Annotated in this window: 19 protein-coding genes; 5 read left to right on the top strand and 14 right to left on the bottom strand. The window is 58.2% G+C overall.

Features of this window, described 5'->3' with window-relative positions:
* Nucleotides 1-219: 219 nt before the first annotated feature.
* The gene (locus ABLV30_RS11305) at nt 220-768 is read right to left on the bottom strand and encodes a tyrosine-type DNA invertase (protein ID WP_032749775.1); all 549 of its coding nucleotides are present in this window, start codon (nt 766-768) and stop codon (nt 220-222) included.
* A gap of 424 nt (nt 769-1192) precedes the next feature.
* On the opposite strand from ABLV30_RS11305, the gene ABLV30_RS11300 reads away from it, so the two are divergent.
* Complete coding sequence (locus ABLV30_RS11300; protein WP_109240444.1) at nt 1193-3598, top strand: membrane-bound PQQ-dependent dehydrogenase, glucose/quinate/shikimate family; 2406 nt, start codon at nt 1193-1195, stop codon at nt 3596-3598.
* A gap of 75 nt (nt 3599-3673) precedes the next feature.
* Here ABLV30_RS11300 and ABLV30_RS11295 read toward each other — a convergent pair whose 3' ends face one another.
* The 11 genes from ABLV30_RS11295 to ABLV30_RS11245 form a co-directional block, all read right to left on the bottom strand.
* The gene (locus ABLV30_RS11295; RefSeq protein ID WP_049102257.1) at nt 3674-4639 is read right to left on the bottom strand and encodes an oligopeptide/dipeptide ABC transporter ATP-binding protein; all 966 of its coding nucleotides are present in this window, start codon (nt 4637-4639) and stop codon (nt 3674-3676) included.
* Complete coding sequence (locus ABLV30_RS11290) at nt 4636-5616, bottom strand: ABC transporter ATP-binding protein (RefSeq protein ID WP_154950841.1); 981 nt, start codon at nt 5614-5616, stop codon at nt 4636-4638. Before ABLV30_RS11290 ends, ABLV30_RS11295 begins: the two co-directional genes overlap by 4 nt.
* On the bottom strand, nt 5613-6563 hold the full coding sequence (opp4C, locus tag ABLV30_RS11285) for an oligopeptide ABC transporter permease (RefSeq protein WP_025105865.1): 951 nt from the start codon (nt 6561-6563) through the stop codon (nt 5613-5615). The genes ABLV30_RS11290 and opp4C overlap by 4 nt, the downstream gene beginning before the upstream one ends.
* Entirely contained in the window at nt 6560-7519 is a 960-nt protein-coding gene (locus ABLV30_RS11280) for an ABC transporter permease (RefSeq protein WP_154950843.1), read from the bottom strand. The genes opp4C and ABLV30_RS11280 overlap by 4 nt, the downstream gene beginning before the upstream one ends.
* A 43-nt stretch (nt 7520-7562) precedes the next feature.
* On the bottom strand, nt 7563-9266 hold the full coding sequence (locus ABLV30_RS11275) for an ABC transporter substrate-binding protein (protein WP_064377223.1): 1704 nt from the start codon (nt 9264-9266) through the stop codon (nt 7563-7565).
* Between the two features lie 149 nt (nt 9267-9415).
* Entirely contained in the window at nt 9416-10462 is a 1047-nt protein-coding gene (locus ABLV30_RS11270) for an ATP-binding cassette domain-containing protein (RefSeq protein ID WP_048262240.1), read from the bottom strand.
* Nucleotides 10463-10524: 62 nt separating this feature from the next.
* A complete protein-coding gene (locus tag ABLV30_RS11265) occupies nt 10525-11301 on the bottom strand; it encodes a MetQ/NlpA family ABC transporter substrate-binding protein (protein ID WP_046878498.1) in 777 nt (258 codons plus the stop codon).
* A 22-nt stretch (nt 11302-11323) separates the two neighbouring features.
* Nucleotides 11324-11998: a methionine ABC transporter permease gene (locus ABLV30_RS11260; RefSeq protein ID WP_049102267.1), complete on the bottom strand. Its 675-nt coding sequence runs from the start codon at nt 11996-11998 to the stop codon at nt 11324-11326.
* Between the two features lies 1 nt (nt 11999).
* Nucleotides 12000-13223 carry an SfnB family sulfur acquisition oxidoreductase gene (locus tag ABLV30_RS11255; protein WP_047723712.1) on the bottom strand — a complete coding sequence of 408 codons (1224 nt, stop codon included), beginning with the start codon at nt 13221-13223 and terminating at the stop codon, nt 12000-12002.
* A 272-nt stretch (nt 13224-13495) separates the two neighbouring features.
* Nucleotides 13496-14134 (bottom strand): CatA-like O-acetyltransferase, family 1, encoded by a 639-nt coding sequence (locus ABLV30_RS11250; RefSeq protein WP_265801898.1) that lies wholly within the window; start codon nt 14132-14134, stop codon nt 13496-13498.
* Between the two features lie 30 nt (nt 14135-14164).
* Entirely contained in the window at nt 14165-14548 is a 384-nt protein-coding gene (locus tag ABLV30_RS11245) for a VOC family protein (protein WP_154950847.1), read from the bottom strand.
* 93 nt (nt 14549-14641) lie between these two features.
* Between ABLV30_RS11245 and ABLV30_RS11240 the strand changes: the two genes are divergently transcribed.
* Nucleotides 14642-15412 (top strand): DeoR/GlpR family DNA-binding transcription regulator, encoded by a 771-nt coding sequence (locus ABLV30_RS11240; RefSeq protein ID WP_004851588.1) that lies wholly within the window; start codon nt 14642-14644, stop codon nt 15410-15412.
* A 13-nt stretch (nt 15413-15425) separates the two neighbouring features.
* On the opposite strand, the gene ABLV30_RS11235 is transcribed toward ABLV30_RS11240, so the two are convergent.
* The gene (locus ABLV30_RS11235) at nt 15426-16055 is read right to left on the bottom strand and encodes a LysE family transporter (RefSeq protein ID WP_014229623.1); all 630 of its coding nucleotides are present in this window, start codon (nt 16053-16055) and stop codon (nt 15426-15428) included.
* Between the two features lie 224 nt (nt 16056-16279).
* Between ABLV30_RS11235 and ABLV30_RS11230 the strand changes: the two genes are divergently transcribed.
* Complete coding sequence (locus tag ABLV30_RS11230; protein WP_004119381.1) at nt 16280-16915, top strand: carbonic anhydrase; 636 nt, start codon at nt 16280-16282, stop codon at nt 16913-16915.
* A gap of 106 nt (nt 16916-17021) precedes the next feature.
* Nucleotides 17022-17828 (top strand): MBL fold metallo-hydrolase, encoded by an 807-nt coding sequence (locus tag ABLV30_RS11225; protein WP_154950849.1) that lies wholly within the window; start codon nt 17022-17024, stop codon nt 17826-17828.
* A gap of 22 nt (nt 17829-17850) precedes the next feature.
* Here the strand turns inward: ABLV30_RS11225 and ABLV30_RS11220 are convergent, their stop codons facing one another.
* Nucleotides 17851-18735 (bottom strand): SDR family oxidoreductase, encoded by an 885-nt coding sequence (locus ABLV30_RS11220; protein ID WP_064377232.1) that lies wholly within the window; start codon nt 18733-18735, stop codon nt 17851-17853.
* 373 nt (nt 18736-19108) lie between these two features.
* Here ABLV30_RS11220 and ABLV30_RS11215 point away from each other — a divergent pair, with 373 nt between their 5' ends.
* The gene (locus ABLV30_RS11215) at nt 19109-19501 is read left to right on the top strand and encodes a YdeI family stress tolerance OB fold protein (protein ID WP_025105854.1); all 393 of its coding nucleotides are present in this window, start codon (nt 19109-19111) and stop codon (nt 19499-19501) included.
* Nucleotides 19502-19505: the final 4 nt, after the last annotated feature.

The following is a 19505-nucleotide window of genomic DNA, read 5'->3' as shown; positions in this document are numbered from 1 at the left end:
AATTCAGGATTGGATGGTAAATAATCTGGTGTTTCGGAGGGTGACGTCTGAGGTCAGGGTTTGCTGGAAAATGCGCGTCAGTTTCTAATCTATTGATAATTAATGTTTTTAATTTTTCGAGATGCGAAAAGCCTTACTGGTTGACAGGTTATTGGCGATTTATTATGTTAGTGACAATCTGATACATTATGTCAAGTAAGAAATATATTGGTTATTGCGTCACCATATATTTTTAAATCTTGCAGCATTGCTCGCAGTATAAAGCACCGTATGCTGAATATTTCTGTGACCGAGATAATCCTGAATTAGCCGGGTATCCATGCCCTTATCGGCCAGCGAAAAACCGCAGGCGTGGCGCAGCATATGCGGATGGGCCGCAATCCTTAAACCCGCACTTTGGCTATAGTGGCTAATCAATACGTGGATCCGCTGACGCGATAGCGGCGTTCCTTTTTGCGAAAGAAATAGCCAGTCGCTGTCGCTGTTGCGATAGTTTTTACGCACCGACAGCCATTCACGGATAAACGTCATCTCGCTGGAAAACAGAGGATGCGTTGTGGAAAACCCATTTTTAAGCCGTTTGACGTAAATTGAGTGGTTATGCAAGTCAAGGTCAGATAGCCGCCAGTGGCGAATTTCGCTGACGCGGCAGCCGTGAATGAAGCACATCCAGATTAAACAACGATCCCTCTCCGGGTTCGCTCCCTTATACGCCTCGTTGATGATTTTTTTTATCTCAGTTTCGGTGAGATATTTTCGTTTATTCATGTTTAATCTCCTGAACAGCCATGAAATTTTTCCCCTTCAGGTGTCAAGGCGAATGGCTTCGCCCGATGTAAGCGGTCAAATGAACGCGCCGGGTATGATTAAACAGCGGGGGGAGGATAGCAAGACGATCGGACTGATTCGCCTGGATCGAAACGGGCTTAACAGCGGATGCAACGCGGGCTTTGCGGCTTTCGTTATAACCCATCATTCGTTCAACTTACTTTTATAAATTAAAAAATTTTAAACATTTAATGCCTGATAGTTTTACATTATTTTTACAAATACATATAATTCCTTACGTTCTTCGCTCTGTCCGAGAGCGTCCAACCAACATGATATGCGGTATGCGCTTTTCTTGGTCTGATAACGCGCTGTTTATATGAGATGTTTTGGTTTTTTCGACTGACGTCGTATGGGATGAAATATGGACGAACAACAAGGTAGCGGTAGGGGCCTGTTCTTTACCGTTTACCGGGTACTTTTTGCATTACTGAGCTTTGGCACTGGACTCTTTTTCACTATCTGGGGGGGCAAACTCCTCTCTCTCGGCGGCAGCGCCTGGTATCTGTTAGCCGGTCTCGCTTATCTGCTTATCGCCGTCGGCTATCTTGTCCGCAGCCGCTATGTCCTGCCTTTTGCCATTCTGACTTTCCTGTTGACCCTTTGCTGGGCGCTGTATGAAGTGCAGCTCAGCTATTGGGGCCTGATCCCCCGGCTGGTCGTTCCCGCGCTGATGCTGATGCTGGCGCTGTGGCTGGCGGCGACGCTGCCGATCCCGCCTGCGCGCAGACGCTACGCCAACTGGAGCGCCTCGGCGATTTTCCTCCTGCTGCTGGCGACGCTGGTTTCCGCCTTCTACCCGCACGGCGGTATTCATCACGGCGTGGTGAAAGCGAGCGACGACAGCACGCCGACCCTGGCTGCCAAAAGCGATAACTGGGCGTTCTTCGGCCGCGATGCCTCCGGTACCCGTTTTGCGCCGTACGATGAGATCACGCCGCAAAACGTCAAAAACCTGAAAGTCGCCTGGACGTATCACACCGGCCGCCGGCTAACCGGCGCCGGGATTGGCGTCGATGAAAATACCCCGCTGCAAATTGGCGACACGCTGTACTCCTGTACGCCGCTGAACGTGGTTACGGCGCTGGATGCGGATACCGGGAAAGCGCGCTGGCGTTTTGACCCGCACGCAAGTACCGCCGAACACGTCACCTGTCGCGGGGTCGGCTATTACGATGTACAAAGCGATGATTCGCTGAGCGCAGAAGAGAAGGCCAGCCCGGCGCTGCAGCAGTGCCCGCAGCGTATCCTGGTGTCTACCGTCGACGCCCGTTTGATCGCCCTGAACGCCAAAACCGGCGAACTGTGCGATGACTTCGGCGATCACGGTAGCGTCGATCTGAAACAGGGTATGGACAATACCGAAAACAGCAAACGCTACCACCCGACCTCAACGCCGGTGATTATGGGGCATATTGCGGTGCTCGGCGGCTGGGTGCGCGATATCGTGCACGGTGAACCGTCCGGGGTGGTACGCGCGTTTGACGTACGTAACGGAAACGTGGTGTGGGCGTGGGACGTCGGCCAGCCGGAAAACGTTACCGACCCGGTAAAAGGTCGCGTCTATACCCTCGAAACGCCGAACGTCTGGACGGTGCCGGGCTTTGACAAAGAGCTGAACCTGATTTATCTGCCGACCGGTAACGGTCCGCCGGACTACTGGGGCGGCGATCGCAACGCGGCCAAAGAGAAATACGGATCTTCCGTGGTGGCGGTGGACGCCAGCAGCGGCGAGACGAAGTGGGTCTTCCAGACCGTGCATCATGATATCTGGGACTATGACCTGCCGTCGCAGCCGGTACTGTTCCATATGAAAAACGAGCGGGGCGAAGAGGTTCCGGTTCTGATCCAGACCACCAAAACCGGGCAGATTTACGTACTCGACCGGCGTACCGGTAAGCCGGTGACCCGCGTGGAAGAGCAGCCTGTCGCCCATGACGGCGCGGAAGGCGAGCATCTCTCCGCCACCCAACCTTTCTCCACCGGCATGCCGCAGCTGGGCGTCGAGCCGCTCACCGAGAAATCGATGTGGGGCGTGACGCCGTTCGATCAGCTGATGTGCCGTATCGACTTCAAAGCGTCGACTTATCTTGGCATGTACACGCCGCCGTCAGAGAAGCCGTACATCGAGTGGCCAAGCCTGCTGGGCGGCATGAACTGGGGCGGTATCACTATCGATGAGCGCACAGGAACGCTGTTCGTCAACGATATGCGGATGCCGTTGAGAATGTCGCTGGTGCGCAAAGAGGATATGGCGAAATATAACGTCTCCACCGACGAGGTGCCCGGCTTTATGGGAACCGTGCGGCCGCAAATTGCCGGGCCATACGGCGGCGTGCGGATCGATATTTTGCAGTCGGCGCTGGGCGTTCCCTGTAATACCCCGCCGTTTGGCACCATGAGCGCCATTGACCTCAACACTCGCCAGCTGTTGTGGCAGGTGCCGATGGGGTCGGTGGAGGATACCGGTCCGCTGGGGCTGAAAACGCACATGCATATCCCGCTGGGTATGCCGACGCTGGGCGGCCCGACGTCAACCGCTTCCGGACTGGTGTTCTTCGCGGGAACTCAGGATAACTACCTGCGCGCGCTGGATTCCGCCACCGGTAAAGAGCTGTGGCGCGCTCGTCTGCCGGTTGGGGCAGTGGCGGCGCCGCTGATCTATAAATCACCGAAAAGCGGTAAAGAGTACGTGGTGATCTCCGCCGGGGGCGCCAGCCACTCGCCGGACGTGGGCGATGATATTATTGCCTTCGCGCTGGAAGAGTAGCCGCAGCCGTTTCGCTCTTGCGCAAGTAACCGCCCCCTGTGGGCGGTTTTTTTATGGTCCGAAGGCTGGCCGGCGCTAAACCGCGTGACAGGCGACGTGGTGGCCGTCGGCGACCTCCCTTAATAGTGGAATATCGCGACGGCAGCGGTCGCTGGCCTGCGGGCAGCGGGAGGAAAAGCGACAGCCGGAAGGCGGCCGGGACGGGTCGGGAATTTCACCTTGCACCACCGCGACCGGCTCGCTGTCCGGATCGAGGGTCGGTACCGCCGCCAGCAGTGCCCGGGTGTAGGGATGCAAAGGCCGGCTGAATAGCGCATCGCGGCTGGCAGTCTCCACCAGTTGCCCGAGATACATCACCGCCACGTCATCGCAGAGATGTTCTACCACCCCGAGATCGTGGGAGATAAACAAAAACGTCACCCCATGATCGTCGCGCAGATCGGAAAACAGATTAATAATCTGCGCCTGAATCGACACATCGAGGGCCGAAATCGGCTCATCGGCAATAATAAAATCCGGGTTTAAGATCAGCGCCCGGGCAATGCCGATGCGCTGACGCTGGCCGCCGGAAAACTCGTGCGGGAAGCGGTTGTAATGCTGCGGCGCCAGCCCGCAGATGCGCATCACCTCAAGGGTTTTGTCATACAGCTCCGCCCGGCGACAGAGCTTGTGCTCCAGCATCGCTTCGCCAATGGCGTCGCCGATGCGAATGCGCGGGTTTAACGAACTGTAGGGGTCCTGAAACACCAGCTGGATTTTAGGCCGCAGCGCGCGCATTGCCCGCGGCTGCAGTTCGGCAAGTTCCTGACCGCGAAACTTGACGCTGCCGGCGGTCTTCTCATACAGCCCCAGTAGCGTACGGCCAACGGTGGTTTTCCCGCTGCCGGATTCGCCCACCAGACCAAAAATCGTTCCCCGGCGAATCTTAAAGCTCACGCCATCCACCGCCCGCAGTACGCCGGTCTGCTGACCGAACAGCCCATCGCGCAGCGGGAAGTGTTTTTTCAGCCCATCCACTTCAATCACGTATTCATGACTCATGTCACGGACTCCGAAAGTGCACTGTAAAAGCAGGCGGCCTGCCGGTCTTGCCCTGACAGCGGCGGAATGCTCTGTCGGCAGCGCGCGGTGGCTTTTGCGCAGCGCTCGGCAAAGGCGCATCCGGCGGGAAGGGCGGCGAGGTCCGGCACCTGGCCGGGGATTGAATAGAGGCGTCGGCGCCGGGCCCCCGGCACCGGCCGCGAGGCAATCAGCCCCTGGGTATAGGGATGCTGCGGGTGACGCAGAATCGCGGCGGTCGCGCCCTGCTCGACGATACGCCCGGCGTACATCACCACAACGTGCTCGGCCATCTGCGCGATAACCCCGAGATCGTGGGTAATCAGCATCATCGCCATCCGGTTGGCCCGCGCCTGGTCGCGCAGCAGGCGCAGGATCTGCGCCTGCACGGTGACGTCCAGGGCGGTTGTCGGCTCATCGGCAATCAGCAGCTTCGGCTGGCAGCTCAGCGCCATGGCAATCATCACCCGCTGCAGCATGCCGCCGGAAAGCTGATGCGGATAGCTGGCCATCAGGCTATCCGCGCGCGCCAGCCCGACATCCGTCAGGCGCTGGGTAGCGTGCCGCCATGCGGCCTTCGGCGGCTCGCCGCGGTGGCGAATCAGCGGTTCGCAGAGCTGCTCGCCGACGGTGAGTACCGGATTCAGGGCGGTCATCGGCTCCTGAAAAATCATCGCCAGCTGATTGCCGCGCAGGTCGGCCATACGGGCGTTTTTCAGCCGCAGCAGGTCCTGGCCCTCAAAAAGAATTTCCCCGCTGTCAATGCGCGCCGCCTGCGGTGGCAGCAGACCCATTAACGACATGGCGGTGACGCTTTTGCCGCAGCCGGATTCGCCGACGACGCCAACGGTCTGCCCGGCGCGAATAGTGAACGACACATCCTGTACCGCGCGTACCCGGTTTTTGTCGGCGGCAAAAGAGACCGAAAGCTGATTAAAGGTGATTAATGCGCGACTCATTTCAGCCTCTGTTTCATTTTAGGGTCCATGGCGTCGCGCAGGCCGTCGCCCAGCACGTTAATGGCGATGACGGTGATAAAAATGGCGATCCCCGGCGGCATCCACAGCCAGGGCCGGCGCTGAAAGTCGATCAGGCTGTTGGCGGCGTCCATCATATTGCCCCACGACGGCGTCGGCGGTACCACGCCAAGCCCGAGGTAGCTGAGCGCCGACTCGCTGAGGATGGCGTTCGCCACCGCCATGGTCGCCATGACCACCAGAATCGGTACCGTATTCGGCAGCAGATGACCAAACAGACGGCGTCGCGCCGACAGTCCCAGCACCTGGGTTGCCAGCATAAAGTCGCGCTCGCGCAGGGAGAGGCACTGCCCGCGTACCAGACGCGCCAGCTTCGGCCACTCCAGCAGGCTCAGCATAATCACCACCATATAGATGCGTGAGTCCGGTGAGAAATCGAGCTCCGAGAGCATCGCGCCCGCGACAATCAGCAGCGGCAGGCCGGGGATAGTCATCACCAGATCGGCAAAACGCATAATAAGTTTATCGGTCAGGCCGCCGGCGTAGCCCGACAGCGCGCCGAGCAGATAGCCAAGGGTGACCGACAGCAGCATGGTCAGCAGGCCGATGATCAGCGAAATGCGCCCGGCCAGCAGCAGGCGGGTGTAAATATCGCGACCGAGAAAGTCGGTACCCAGCCAGTGTTCCGCGCCGGGCGGCCTGTTAATCATCAGCGCGTCGGTGGCATCGTCTTTCCACGGCGACCACAGCGGCCCCAGTATGCACCAGAGGGCCATTACGACCAGCAGCAGCAGGCACAGCATCGCCAGGCGATTGCGGCGCAGCGCCTGCCAGGCCTGACGCCAGGGGGATGGGGTCACCTGCGCCAGCGCCGGGATTTCCGCCTTGCGCAGGCGTCGGTTAGCAGAAAACAGAGAGCTGAGCATCAGGACCTCACGCGAATGCGCGGGTCGACCCACGCGTAAAGCACATCGGCAATCAGGTTGCCAAGAATGGTCAGCACCGCCAGAAACAGGGTAAAGCCCATTAACACCGGGTAGTCGCGGGCGGCCAGCGAATCGATATGAATATGCCCGGCCCCCGGCCAGTTAAACACTTTTTCGGTAATGATCGCCCCGGAGAACAGCCCCGGCAGCTCGAAGCCGAGCAGGGTGATGATCGGCAGCAGGGCGTTACGCAGGGCGTGCTTCAGGATAACCGTGCGTTCGCGCATCCCTTTCGCGCGGGCGGTGCGGATAAAATCCATTTTCACCACGTCGAGCATGCTGGCGCGAAAATAGCGGGTCAGGCTGCCCGCCTGGAGCATCACCAGCGCCAGTACCGGCAGCACCAGATGGGCGGCGACCTGCAGCACATACTCCCAGCCGCTGTCGTCGCTGCCGGTATTGGTCATGCCGCCCACCGGCAGCCAGTGCAGGTCGACGGCGAACCACTTGATGAGCAGCAGACAGAGAAAAAAGGTCGGGAACGACATGGCGGCGAACACCGCGACGCTCACCAGATGATCGAACGCAGAATTGGGCTTTAGCGCTGAGACCACGCCCGCCGTCAGGCCAATTCCCCAGTAAAATACCAGCGCCACGCTGGCCAGCAGGAAAGAGTTCCAGATGTACTGGTTGAGCAGCTGGCTGACCGGGATCTGGTACTGCAGCGAAAACCCGAGATCGCCGCGCAGCAGCTGGCCGAGCCAGTGGATATAGCGGGTGAGCAGCGGCTGATCCAGGCCGTAAATGGCTTTCAGTTCGGCGGCGCGGGCGGCGGTGAGGGTGATATTGCCGTCGATAAAATCGCCCGGCGTTTTGGCAAACAGCATAAAGATAATAAAGGAGGCCAGCAGCAGCATCGGCAGCGTTTGCAGCAGCCGTCTCAGGATGAAATTTCTCATGACATTCTCACGTCAGCCGCCGGTCATCCCGGCGGCCGGGGATTTACTTAACGATTTTGACATCCGGCAGGCTGCCGGTCAGGCCGTTGTAGATATCCGGTTTGAAGCCGGTGACCCGGGCGCTGCTCGCCGAGAGAATTTCACGGTAGCCGAGAAGGATCACCGGCGGGTCCTGCGCCAGTACCTGATACAGCTGGTGGTAGATAGGCTTACGTTTCTCGACGTCGAGCACCGAGTTACCTTCGGTAATCAGCTTATCGACCTGCGGGTTGTTATAGCCGGACTCTTTCGCTTCCGCGCTGTAAAAATCCCACACGCCATCATGCGGGTCGTTAAGGGTACTGGTGCTGAACGACGCCAGATCGTAATTACCCGACTTACGCTGCGCCATCAGGGCGTTGAAATCGACGACCTGCGGTTTTAACAGGACGCCGATCTGCTGCCAGTTCTCTTTGGCGATGGGGATCAGCGCATCGTTGAGCACTTTCTTGCTCACCAGCAGCGTTAACTCCAGGCGTTTGCCCTCTTTGACGCGGATACCGTCCGGCCCCGGTTTCCAGCCGGCTTCGTCAAGCAGCTTTTTCGCCTGCGCCGGGTCATAGTGATACGGGTTCACCCCCTCGGCGTTCCAGGCCCAGGAGATCGGCGCGATAGGCTCAATCGCCACCTTGCCGTATCCCTGGTAGACCACATCAATCAGCTTCTGGCGGTCGAGGCCGTAAATCAGCGCCTGGCGTACCTTCACGTCCTTCAGCGCCGGGCGGCGGACGTTAAATTCCACCTGGCTGTAGTCGCTGGAGCCGTAAAGGTTGATGTTGGCAAAGCCGAGCATTTTCAGCTGTTCGATATCGTCAGGACGCGAGGTAAAGGCGTCATAGTCGGTTTCGCCCGTCTGGAAGAGCTGGAAGTTGGTTGACGGGTTGGTCACGCGATAGATAAAGCGCGGAGTGGGCGGCGTACCGCGATAAAAATGGCTGTTGGCGTGGAAACGAATCTCCTGGCCGGGGATGTATTTGTCGTAAACGTAAGGACCGTTGCCCAGCGGTTTGCCGTGCAGGGTGCGCAGATAGTCGAGATTGCCGCGCTGGTAGCCTTTGCCGTAATAGGCTCTGGAGAGTACCGGACCGCCAATTTTTGCCAGCGTCGTCGCGCCCGGCTGGGTGGTGGTCACCTGCAGCGTTAAGGGGTCAAGCACTTTCAAACCGCTGACGCTATCGGCTTTCGCCGCTTTGTACTCCGCGCCGCCGGCAATATTGGCGAGCGTGATATCGGTATCGCCGTCGTATTTCGGATCCAGCAGCACGGTAAGGGTAAAGGCGACATCGTCGGCGGTCAGCGGCGAACCGTCGCTAAAGGTCAGGTTGGGGCGCAGCTTGATGGTGTAGACCTTGTTATCCGGACTCACCGTCCAGCTTTCGGCGAGACCCGGCACCAGATTGCCGTGGCTGTCCCAGTCGATCAGGCGAGAGAAAATCACGTTGGTGACGTTCTCATCCCAGCCGTTGACGAAGAAGTAGGGGTTAAAAATGCCCTGCGGCTCGGAGATGCCGGCCACGACGGTATCTTTGCGCAGCTTCGCGGCCGCGGGGATCTGGCTGGCATCGCTGGCCGGGGTGATCCCTTCTTTTAAAATGTCGTCGGCGATGGCGACCGAAGAAAATGCCACCGCGCCGCCGAGCAACGCGATTTTCAGAGCAAGCGCGAACCGCGTCTGTTTGGTTTTTAACCCGTGCAGTAGTCTGGACAAAAGTGCTCCCTCATCAAAGAATTGCGTAAAATATTTACAAATCATGACGAAAGATAAGAGGCGCACCGCGCACTGTCTAACACCGAAAAGCTATGGCTTATAGCGATTTAGCATTAGCAATAATTCAGCATTAATCTGTCATTTTTGCGCTAAGCGCCAGCATTCTCTGCTGTTGGTTCGCCGGAGAAGGTCAGGCGGTCTGCTACCCAGCCGGCATGCTGCGCTAAGCGCTGATTTGCCAGCGGTGTCGCCAGGCGTACCCGCAGCTGGCCAATCACCCGTCCCTGAATCTGCTCGCAGCTGCCGTAAAGCAGGCGAGCATCGTCGCCCAGCAGCGCGGCGATATGCTGTAAGTTGGGTTCATGTCCGCTGCTGCCGTCAAAATGCAGCGTGACCAGCTGCTGGTTTCCGCTCAGCGGCGGACGCTCGTCCGGGCGGTCATGGTGCAGCGTGCCGAGCAGGCTTTGGGTGACTTCGTGCCGGGGATGGCCAAATACTCGCCACACCTCCCCCTGTTCGATAATTTCTCCGCGCTCAAGCACCGCGACCCGGTCGCAGAGGGTGCGAATGACGTCCATCTCATGGGTGATCAGTACGATGGTCAGACCGAGGCGCTGATTAATCTCTTTGAGCAGTTTCAGCACCGCAAGGGTATTTTCCGGGTCGAGGGCCGAGGTGGCTTCGTCGCACAGCAGGATCTCCGGCTGCGTAACCAGCGCGCGGGCGATGCCGGTACGCTGCTTTTGTCCCCCGGAAAGCTTAGCCGGCCAGCTGTCGCGCAGGGCGCTGAGGCCGACCAGCGCCAGGATCTCATCGACCCGTCGCCGCCGCTCCGCTCGCGGTACCCCGGCCATTTTCAGCGGCAGCTCAACGTTCTGCGCCACCGTTTTGGTGGCCATCAAATTAAAGTGCTGGAAGATCATCGCGACCCGGCGGCGCAGGTCGCGCAGCTGGCTGCGGGAGTAGTGCCGCGTATGCTCGCCGTGAATGATAATTTCACCGCTATCGGCATTTTCCAGGCGGTTGAACAGGCGCAGCAGGGTTGATTTTCCGGCGCCGCTGCGCCCGATAATGCCGAAGATTTCTCCCTGCGCGATCTGCAGATTAATATCCCGCAGCGCCTGCACGCCGTTGGGGTAGGCTTTACTTATCTGGCTTAGCTGAATATGCGTTGTGGCGTTGGGTTTTTGCGTCACGATAGCGGCTCTGTTAACGAAATTAAGCGGCAGCCCGCAGGCTGCCGATGAACATCCGGCGATTAAAAACCGGGCAAAATTTTGCCTTTATAGCGGGTGAGAATAAAGCTGCGCACGCGGTCTGAGTTCAGGGCTTTCGCCAGCTTCTGAATGCCGGGATCGTTGATGTTGTCGGGACGCGCCACCAGATACTCGACGTACAGGTCGCTGCCTTTTTCCACCAGCAGCGCCTTGTCGGTATCAATTCCGGCCTCCAGCGCATAGTTGGCGAAGATAAACGCCAGATCGACCTGATTCACCGCCCGCGCCAGCATTGCGCCTTCCAGCTCGCGAATTTTAAAATGGTGCGGATTAGCGGTGATATCTTTGGTCGCCGACTGCGGATCCTGCGGGTTTTTAAGGGTAATCAGCCCGGCATTGCTGAGCATCACCAGCGCGCGGCCGGTATTCACCGGATCGTTCGGAATGGCAACGGTGGCGCCATCCGGTACCTCTTTGAGCGTTTTATATTTACTCGAATAAGCGCCAAAGGGTTCAATATGCACGCCGACCACCGGAAGCAGATGGGTATGGCGGGTCTGATTGTAGTTATCAAGGAAAGGGCGGTACTGGTAGTAGTTGGCGTCGAGATTTTTCTCCGCCAGCTGCTGGTTAGGCTGGATAAAGTCGTTAAAGACTTTAATTTTCAGATCGACCCCCTGTTTCGCCAGCTCGGGCTTCACGAACTCGAGAATTTCGGCATGGGGGACCGGCGTTGCGCCCACGGTCAGCGTCTCATTGGCGCTGGCGGACAGGGAGAAAAGGGCCAGAAGCCCCGCTGCGAGGATTGTTTTTTTCATTGTCTTATTCCTGAAGCTATTGTTATTTGCGGCTCATCGCCTTCACCAGACGATCGCCGCTCATTTGTACTATCTGCACCAGCGCAATCAGCAGCAGAACGGTAATCGCCATGACGTCCGTCTGGAAGCGTTGATAGCCAAAGCGGATGGCCAGGTCGCCCAGCCCGCCGCCGCCGATGACCCCGGCCATCGAGGTGTAATCCACCAGTAAAATCGCGGTCACGGTCACGGCGGCAATCAGCCCGGCGCGCGACTCCGGCAGCAGGGTGTGCCAGATAAGCTGCCAGGCGTTGCCGCCCATCGACCAGCTGGCCTCCACCAGGCCGTGCTCCACCTCGCGCAGCGCGGTCTCAACCAGCCGGGCAAAGAAGGGCGCGCAGCCGACAACCAGCGGCGGGATGGTGCCTTCAACGCCGAGCGAAGTGCCGGTAATCAGCGTCGTCACCGGGATCATCACGATCAATAAAATGATAAACGGCAGCGATCGCAGGACGTTGACCCCCAGCGACAGCAGGCGATAGAGGCGCGGCGCGTGAAGCAGGCGAGGCTGGCCGCTGAGATAGAGCACAATCCCCAGCGGCAGGCCAATCAGCACGGTAAAGCCCAGCGACCAGCCCAGCATGGTCAAGGTATCGACGCTGGCCTGCGCCACGTCGCCCCAGTCGATATTCGCGAAAAAAGCCAGCGCGCGGTTCATCTCAGTTCCAGTCATGGCGTTGCGGACGAATGCCGTTGAGCACCCAGTTGCCCAGCAGCTGATATTTCCAGCGCACCGGGTCGTGCAGGGTGTGGACGCGCCCGTTGCGCCAGTGGCGATCAAGATTGAGGGCGATGCTGGTCGAGCGAGTGCCGCTAAGCTCAAACAGGCGGCTGGCGGCTTCCAGCGCCGCTTCGGTGGTAAAGACCTTGGCGCGCGCCACGGCGATAGACGCCTGGGCGACGTTATCCTCGCTCAGATCGTATTTATACCGGTCGAGCACCTTCCCGGCCCGCTCCAGCAGCGCGTCGGCGGCCGCCAGGCGGCTGTCAAGCTGGCCTATCTGATAGATAGTCAGCGGATCTTCGCTGGCGCGCTCAACGCCGGCATCAATCCACGGCCGGGCGAATTCGCTGACAAAGCTTACCGTATCGCTAAGCGCCGCGCGGGCGATCCCCAGATCGATGGCGGCGGTGGTGAGCTGGGCAAACGGCCCGGCAAGGGTTGGCGTCGCGTAGGATTTCCACGTCGGGAACAGGTGGAAAGGCTCGACGGCCAGATCCTCCGCCAGGACCGTCCCGCTGGCGGTGGTGCGCTGGCCGAGGCAGGCCCAATCGTCGATGACCGTCAGCCCTGCAGATTCGCGCGGAACAAACGCCAGCTGCGCGTTATTCTCCGCATCCAGCGCCAGAATGCCGATCCAGTGGGCGTAAAGAGATCCGGTGCAGTATCCTTTACGACCGGTGATGCGCAGACCGCGATCGCTGGCCTCCAGGCGGGTGCGGATATCAAGCACCGTCTTACCGCCGGTCTCAGAAAGGGCATTGGCGAAGCGATAGCCTTTCAGCACCTGAGCGAAGAAAAAGGCCTGCTGCGCTTCGCTGCCCTGCAGACGAATATCCTCCAGCAGGCAGTAGTGGTTCTGCGGGATTTGCCCCAGCGACGGGTCGGCGGCGGAAATAATCGCAATCACCTGAGCCAGCGTCGCGGCAGAAACCTCGGCGCCGCCCCACTGCCGCGGGACGGTAATCCCCCACAGGCCGCTGTTGGAGTAGGTATCGATAATCTCCGGCGGCACGCTGCCGCTGCGATCGCGTTGCGCCGCGTCGGGCTGCAGTACCGCCGCGATCTCATGGGCGATGGCGATCGCTTCGTCATCGCTGCGGATAACGTATGCCTTTGGCGTCTGGCGGGTATAGCGAAGGGTTAGTTTTTCGTCGGGCATAGTCACATCTCACGGTTCAATAAACGGTATATGCAAAAAATAACTATCTAAATAGTTAATAATTCCTGTGGGTTATATGACAGCTAAAGCAAAGGCTATGCCAGAACGCATTTCATTTTTAATGTTTATTAATCAGTGAGATAGGTTTTGTGGAAAGCGCGCGGGCTGCTGCAATTGCAACCTGAGGCAACCCGCGTGTTGGATTTGCAGCAGCGCAGGGAGGGGAAGCCACCCCGGGAAAGGTCGGGGCAGGGGAATGACAGGGACGATATTTATTCTGCCTGCCAGAGGGTCTCCAGCTCGGCGAACCCCTCTTCGACTCGGGCAAAGAAGCGGCTGGCGTGCAGGCCGTCAACAAAGGCGTGATTGAATTTGCCCGCCACCGGGATTATGCCGTTTTTCAGCTTGCCCCAGGTGAGGGCGGGCACCGCCGCGCCGACGTAATACTCCGCGTGGGTGATGGCGCTGAAATGCAGCCACGGCAGGCAGCTGGCGCAGAAGAAATTCTCGCCGTTGACGATAAGCGGCGCCGGCGCGGTATGTTTCGCCGCTTCAATGTTCGGCGTGGCGGCATGGCTGAAGGCGGCAAAATCGGCGGCGTTGTCGCACCAGACCTGGCGAAAGCCTTCCTGGGCGGTCATCACCGGCGTCATTACCGCCAACTGGTCATATTCGATAATATCGTCGCCCAGCAGCCGCTGTTTCAGCTGCGGCACCCCGTTCGCCGCGCGAACCAGGGCGTAGAGCGCCAGCTGGAAAAACGAGACGCCGCGATCTTTCGCGCACTCATATAGCCGCTGCGCCTCGACAGGAACGCAGAGATTAAAGCTGGGGTTGGCAAAACCGCGATAAAAATCAAAATGATCTTTACGCGGCCAGTTTTGTTTGTCGATTACGCGATAGTTGGCCACGGGCGTCTCCTGTTGAGTCAGTGCCTGATACTATGCGACGATTTCAATCAGGTTGCCATCGGGGTCTTTAATCACCGCTTCATAATAGCCATCGCCGGTGGTCCGCGGCGGCGAGACCAGAATCCCCTGCGCGGCGGCGCGGTTTGCCAGCGTATCCACCTTTTCAGCGCCGCCAACGGTAATCGCCAGGTGTACCCAGCCGGTGTGGTTGTTATCCGCCGTCTGCGCGACAAGCCCCGGCTTGGTCATCAGCTCAATGGCAATGCCGTCGCCAATCTTGACAAAAAAGGACTCAAAGCCCGGGTTGGTTTGGCTGCAGTACTTCTCATTAATCTCGCCGTCGAAGAAGGCCACCCAAAAGCGGGCCTGTTGCTCAAGCTGGCAGGTCCATAGGGCGATGTGGGCAATTTTCATAGCAAACCTCTTTATAGGGTGTATTGACAGTCAGGGTCTGAATGCACGATCATGCACTTTGTTGCTCGATGAAGATTTTATCAGGAGTTATTTGTGCTCGATTATGCTGCTTTTCCTAAACAACGACAAGCGCTTATTTGCCAGATCCTGCAGGAGAACGGCAGGGTGGTTTGCGCCGAACTCGCCAGCCGCCTTAACGTCTCCGAGCATACTATTCGCCGTGATTTACATGAACTTAGCCGAGAAGGGTACTGTAAAAAGGTCTACGGCGGCGCGGTGATGACCCTGCCGGAGGCGGGGGACTATAGCGAGCGCAAAGAGAAAAATACGGCGACAAAAAGCAGGATCGCGCAGAAGTGCGCAAAGCTGGTGAAGCCCGGCGGCTGCATTTTTATCGATACCGGCACCACTAACCTGGCGATGGCGGAAGCGCTGCCGGCGGAGCTGGCGTTAACGGTGGTCACGAATTCTCCCGAGATTGCTGCCGTACTGCTCAAAAAACCGCTGTATGACGTGGTGATGCTTGGCGGTCAGATCCAGCGGGCCAGCGGCGGCTGCGTGGGCGCCTCCGCCGTGGCGCAGATTCAGGGCATGCTCTTCGATCAGGGATTTATCGGCGGCTGCGCCATGGCGCCTGAGTCAGGTTTGACGGGCTTTGACTACGCCGACTGTGAATTTAAAAAAGCGGTGATAAAACAGTGCAGCGAAATCATCGTCGGCCTGACCTCGGACAAAATCCCGGCGGTGGCGCGCTTTGTGGTGGTCGAAAGCAGCGCCATTGACGTGCTGGTGGTCGAGGAGAATATCAGTCGCGAATATCGCGACGCGTTTAGCGAACACGATATTCGTATTTATACCGTTTAAACGGTTTGCTGGCCTACTTTGACAGCGAAGTGGCAATCAGGCGCAGGCCGAGCGCGCCCAGCACCGTGGCGGTGACGATATCGATCTTACGCTTCATGCGCAGGTAGACGCTGCGCGGTCGCGCGGAAGAGAGCACCAGGGCTACCAGCGAATACCAGCTGACGTCAATCAGGAAGCTCATCAGCGGCACGATATAGTAAAAGGCCAGCGGGATGCGCTCCGGCAGCAGGGCGGTAAAAATAGAGGCGAACACCAGCGCCGTTTTTGGGTTGCTGAGCTGGGTATAGAGGCCATCGCGGAAGGTTTTCAGCAGGGAATGTTCCGCCGCCATGCCGCCTGCCGCAAAATCCATCGGCTGCGCCGCGCCGCGGTAGATTTTATACCCCAGCCAGAGCAGATAGAGGCCGCCCGCGACCTTCAGGCCAATAAACATTTCCGGCACTGCCGTCAGCACTTTTTGCAGCCCCATCATGGCCATAATCGAAAAGATAGCCGCCCCCGTCCCGGTTCCCAGCGCGGTGACCAGACCATGCATCCTTGAGCGCGCAACGGCGTTGCGGGCCACGTAAATAAAGCTTGGGCCGGGGCTGATCACGCCCATAATGAGTACGGCGGCAATGGCCATCAGGCTGGATAAAAACATAAACGCTCCTGGTTGATGTTGAGCGCTAAAGTCGCATCAGGCTCCCGCTCATGATTGTTTCACCGTCAAAAAATAAACAATCTTTAGCGCGCTGTCACCCGACTTTACGGCGCGATGTTTCATCGCCTGTTCGAATAACGATTCCCATTTCGCGCGTCGGTGATAAACTGGCTAAATGTGATCTTTGTCATATCGTCATTAAAACAGAGAAAAGAGACACTGCTATGCAACATATCATTGAGGGCTTCCTCAACTTCCAGAAAGAGATTTTCCCGCAACGTAAAGAGCTCTTCCGCAGCCTGGCCTCCAGCCAAAATCCTAAAGCGCTGTTTATCTCTTGTTCCGATAGCCGCCTGGTGCCGGAGCTGGTGACCCAGCAGGAGCCGGGCCAGCTGTTTGTGATCCGTAATGCCGGGAATATCGTGCCCTCTTTCGGTCCTGAGCCGGGCGGGGTTTCCGCGACGATCGAGTATGCCGTCGTGGCCCTGGGCGTGACCGATATCGTCATTTGCGGCCACTCCAACTGCGGCGCGATGAAAGCCATCGCCACCTGCCAGTGCCTGGACCCCATGCCTGCCGTTTCCCACTGGCTGCGCTACTCCGATGCGGCGAAAGCCGTCGTGGAGAAGAAAACCTGGGCCAACGAGACCGATAAAGTCAACGGTATGGTGCAGGAAAACGTTATCGCCCAGTTGAACAATATTAAAACCCACCCGTCGGTTGCCGTGGGTCTGCGGGATAGCACGTTGCGTCTGCACGGCTGGTTCTACGATATTGAAAGCGGTGACATTCGCGCGCTGGATAAAAACAGCAAAACCTTTGTGTCGCTGTCGGAAAACCCTGACGTTTATTTCGAATAAACTTCTCTTTCAGGGCACGGAAGCCCTGAGATGCCCACCTCCTGCCATAAATTTCCTGTCTGCCATACTCATTACGGCTCCCTGAATGATTTCTTAAGGAGAAGTGATGATTAAGCTGTGCGCAACCTGCGGGACGTCCTACGACGATCGCGGCAACACCCTGAACCATTGTCGTATCTGTGAGGATGAACGCCAGTACGTCCCGGCCAGCGGGCAGGTCTGGATCAATCCAGACGATCTGACCGAGACGCATACGAATACGTGGCAGCAGCATAACGATCGGCTGTTGAGTGTCAGGACGGTACCGAAATTTGCAATCGATCAGCGCGCGTTTCTGCTGCTCACGCCGCAGGGGAATATTCTCTGGGACTGCATCGCCAATCTTGATGCCGCCAGCAAAACGCTGATTACTGCCCTGGGCGGGATAAACGCGATCGCCATCTCCCATCCTCATTACTACACCACGATGCAGGACTGGGCCGACGCCTTTAATGCGCGAATTTATCTCCACGCCAGCGATCGCGAATGGATTATGCGCGATAGCCCGGCCATCACGCTATGGGAAGGAGATGCGCTGGAGATCCTCCCGGCGGTGCGGCTGCTGCGCCTGGGCGGCCATTTCGCCGGAGGAACCGTTCTGCACTGGGCGAAAGATGACGGTATTATGCTGGCGGGCGATATTATCCAGGTGACGCCGGGGGCGCGCGCCGTTTCGTTTATGTGGAGCTATCCCAATTTGCTGCCGTTGGCGGCCGCCAGCGTGGAGAAGATCGTTGAACGTCTGGGCGATACGCCTTTCGGGGCGCTGTACGGCGCCTTTAAGGGGCAGAACGTTCCCAAAAATGCCCGGCAGATCGTTCTGGACTCAGCGCAGAAATACCTCGCCTGTCTTAAGACGACGGCGCACCGCTGAGGGGCGCGCCGCCGCGCGGGATTTACAGCACGCCGTCGCCGCCGTCGGAGCACCACACCTGGCCGGAGGTGAAGGAGCAGGCATCAGAGGCAAGGGTAACGTACAGCGGCGCAATCTCCACCGGCTGCCCGGGACGCCCCAGCGGCGTATCGGCGCCGAACTGACGCACCTTCTCATCCGGCTGGCCGCCGCTTGACTGCAGCACCGTCCAGTAGGGACCGGGGGCGACCGCGTTTACCCGGATACCCTTCGGCCCCAGCTGTTTGGCCAGCGATTTCGTGAACGCCACCAGGCAGGCTTTGGTTTGCGCGTAGTCCAGCAGGATGGGGCTCGGCTTAAAGGCCTGGACGGATGAAGTATTAATAATCACGCTGTGTTCTTTAAGATGTCGCAGGGCGGCTTTGGTGATCCAGAAGGCCGCATAAACGTTGGTTTTGAAGGTGGCGTCAAAGTCGGCGGTAGTGAGTTCTTCCAGTGATTCGCAATATTGCTGGCGTCCGGCGTTATTGACCAGAATATCCAGCCCGCCGAGTTCGCTGGCGGCCTGTTCCACCAGGGTTTCGCAGAAGGATTCGTCGCGCACATCTCCCGGAATCGCGACGGCTGTACGTCCTTCGGCCTGAATCAGGGCAATCACGGTTTCCGCATCGGACTCCTCTTCCGGCAGATAGTTTATCGCCACATCGGCGCCTTCGCGGGCGAAGGCGATCGCGACCGCGCGCCCAATCCCGGAATCGCCGCCGGTAATCAGGGCGCGTTTACCGGCGAGCCGGCCGGAACCGACATAGCTCAGCTCACCGTGATCCGGCTGCGGCTTCATCTCTTCGGCAAGACCCGGAGGCGATTGCGGCTGGTCAACAAAGGGGGGACGGGGATACTTCGCGGTATTGTTAGCGTTGTCGCTCATACTGACCTCCTCGTGTTAAAAGAGTAAGCGTAGTTGCCTGGTCAGCCTGCCGTGGAATATTGAAGAATAATTGAACGGCTTCGCTGTTATAATTTTGGCGCTTTGATTCCTCTCCCATCGGTAATTTACTGATTGCCGGGAAACTTTTCAAAATGAGAGGCGCCAGCGGCGTTTGGCATTTTAGGATTATTCTATCGCAAGCCTGACGGTATATTTAGCGCCTTTTTAATGCTGTCCGGCGCGCATATTTACGCGGGCGGTGAAGTCGTTAAAAATATTTCCCGGGCGACTCACCAGGTACGGAACTTGTGAAAATGAACATCAGCAACCAGACTTATTAAGACAAGACAAAAATATGCCGGAGGTATGGTTGATGAAAAAATTACTGCCCGTTATTTTCTGTGCGCTGATGGCTCAGGGCGTTTATGCCGCGGACGACGGGGGATTTAAAAAAGATGCCGCTCCGCCGCCGCCGCATAAAATTGACGATGGCTACCGCGGGACGGAGGACGGACGAATTATGACCGTGCGCCAGGCCCTGGAAATGCACGATGGGGCAACCATCTCATTACGCGGCAATCTTATCGAGCAGCACGGTAACGACCGCTATAGCTTTCGCGATAAAACCGACACCATCGCAGTGATTATCCCCGCCGCGGTTTTTGATGGCCGCGAAGTGAAGCCCGATCAGATGATCAGCATCAACGGCAGCCTCGATAAAAAAATGACGCCGCCGGTAGTGCGGGTGGACCGGATCCAGAAATAACCGC

The sequence above is a fragment of the Klebsiella sp. CN_Kp113 genome (assembly GCF_040064585.1).
GTDB classification, from domain to species: Bacteria; Pseudomonadota; Gammaproteobacteria; order Enterobacterales; family Enterobacteriaceae; genus Klebsiella; species Klebsiella michiganensis.
This window is presented reverse-complemented; position numbering and strand designations above follow the sequence as displayed.

What these genes read in the sequence shown, in the direction of transcription:
- ABLV30_RS11305 (WP_032749775.1), bottom strand. Translation starts at nt 768, where the DNA reads ATGAATAAACGAAAATATCTCACCGAAACTGAGATAAAAAAAATCATC.
- ABLV30_RS11300 (WP_109240444.1), top strand. Translation starts at nt 1,193, where the DNA reads ATGGACGAACAACAAGGTAGCGGTAGGGGCCTGTTCTTTACCGTTTAC.
- ABLV30_RS11295 (WP_049102257.1), bottom strand. Translation starts at nt 4,639, where the DNA reads ATGAGTCATGAATACGTGATTGAAGTGGATGGGCTGAAAAAACACTTC.
- ABLV30_RS11290 (WP_154950841.1), bottom strand. Translation starts at nt 5,616, where the DNA reads ATGAGTCGCGCATTAATCACCTTTAATCAGCTTTCGGTCTCTTTTGCC.
- ABLV30_RS11280 (WP_154950843.1), bottom strand. Translation starts at nt 7,519, where the DNA reads ATGAGAAATTTCATCCTGAGACGGCTGCTGCAAACGCTGCCGATGCTG.
- ABLV30_RS11265 (WP_046878498.1), bottom strand. Translation starts at nt 11,301, where the DNA reads ATGAAAAAAACAATCCTCGCAGCGGGGCTTCTGGCCCTTTTCTCCCTG.
- ABLV30_RS11260 (WP_049102267.1), bottom strand. Translation starts at nt 11,998, where the DNA reads ATGAACCGCGCGCTGGCTTTTTTCGCGAATATCGACTGGGGCGACGTG.
- ABLV30_RS11255 (WP_047723712.1), bottom strand. Translation starts at nt 13,223, where the DNA reads ATGCCCGACGAAAAACTAACCCTTCGCTATACCCGCCAGACGCCAAAG.
- ABLV30_RS11245 (WP_154950847.1), bottom strand. Translation starts at nt 14,548, where the DNA reads ATGAAAATTGCCCACATCGCCCTATGGACCTGCCAGCTTGAGCAACAG.
- ABLV30_RS11235 (WP_014229623.1), bottom strand. Translation starts at nt 16,055, where the DNA reads ATGTTTTTATCCAGCCTGATGGCCATTGCCGCCGTACTCATTATGGGC.
- ABLV30_RS11230 (WP_004119381.1), top strand. Translation starts at nt 16,280, where the DNA reads ATGCAACATATCATTGAGGGCTTCCTCAACTTCCAGAAAGAGATTTTC.
- ABLV30_RS11225 (WP_154950849.1), top strand. Translation starts at nt 17,022, where the DNA reads ATGATTAAGCTGTGCGCAACCTGCGGGACGTCCTACGACGATCGCGGC.
- ABLV30_RS11220 (WP_064377232.1), bottom strand. Translation starts at nt 18,735, where the DNA reads ATGAGCGACAACGCTAACAATACCGCGAAGTATCCCCGTCCCCCCTTT.
- ABLV30_RS11215 (WP_025105854.1), top strand. Translation starts at nt 19,109, where the DNA reads ATGAAAAAATTACTGCCCGTTATTTTCTGTGCGCTGATGGCTCAGGGC.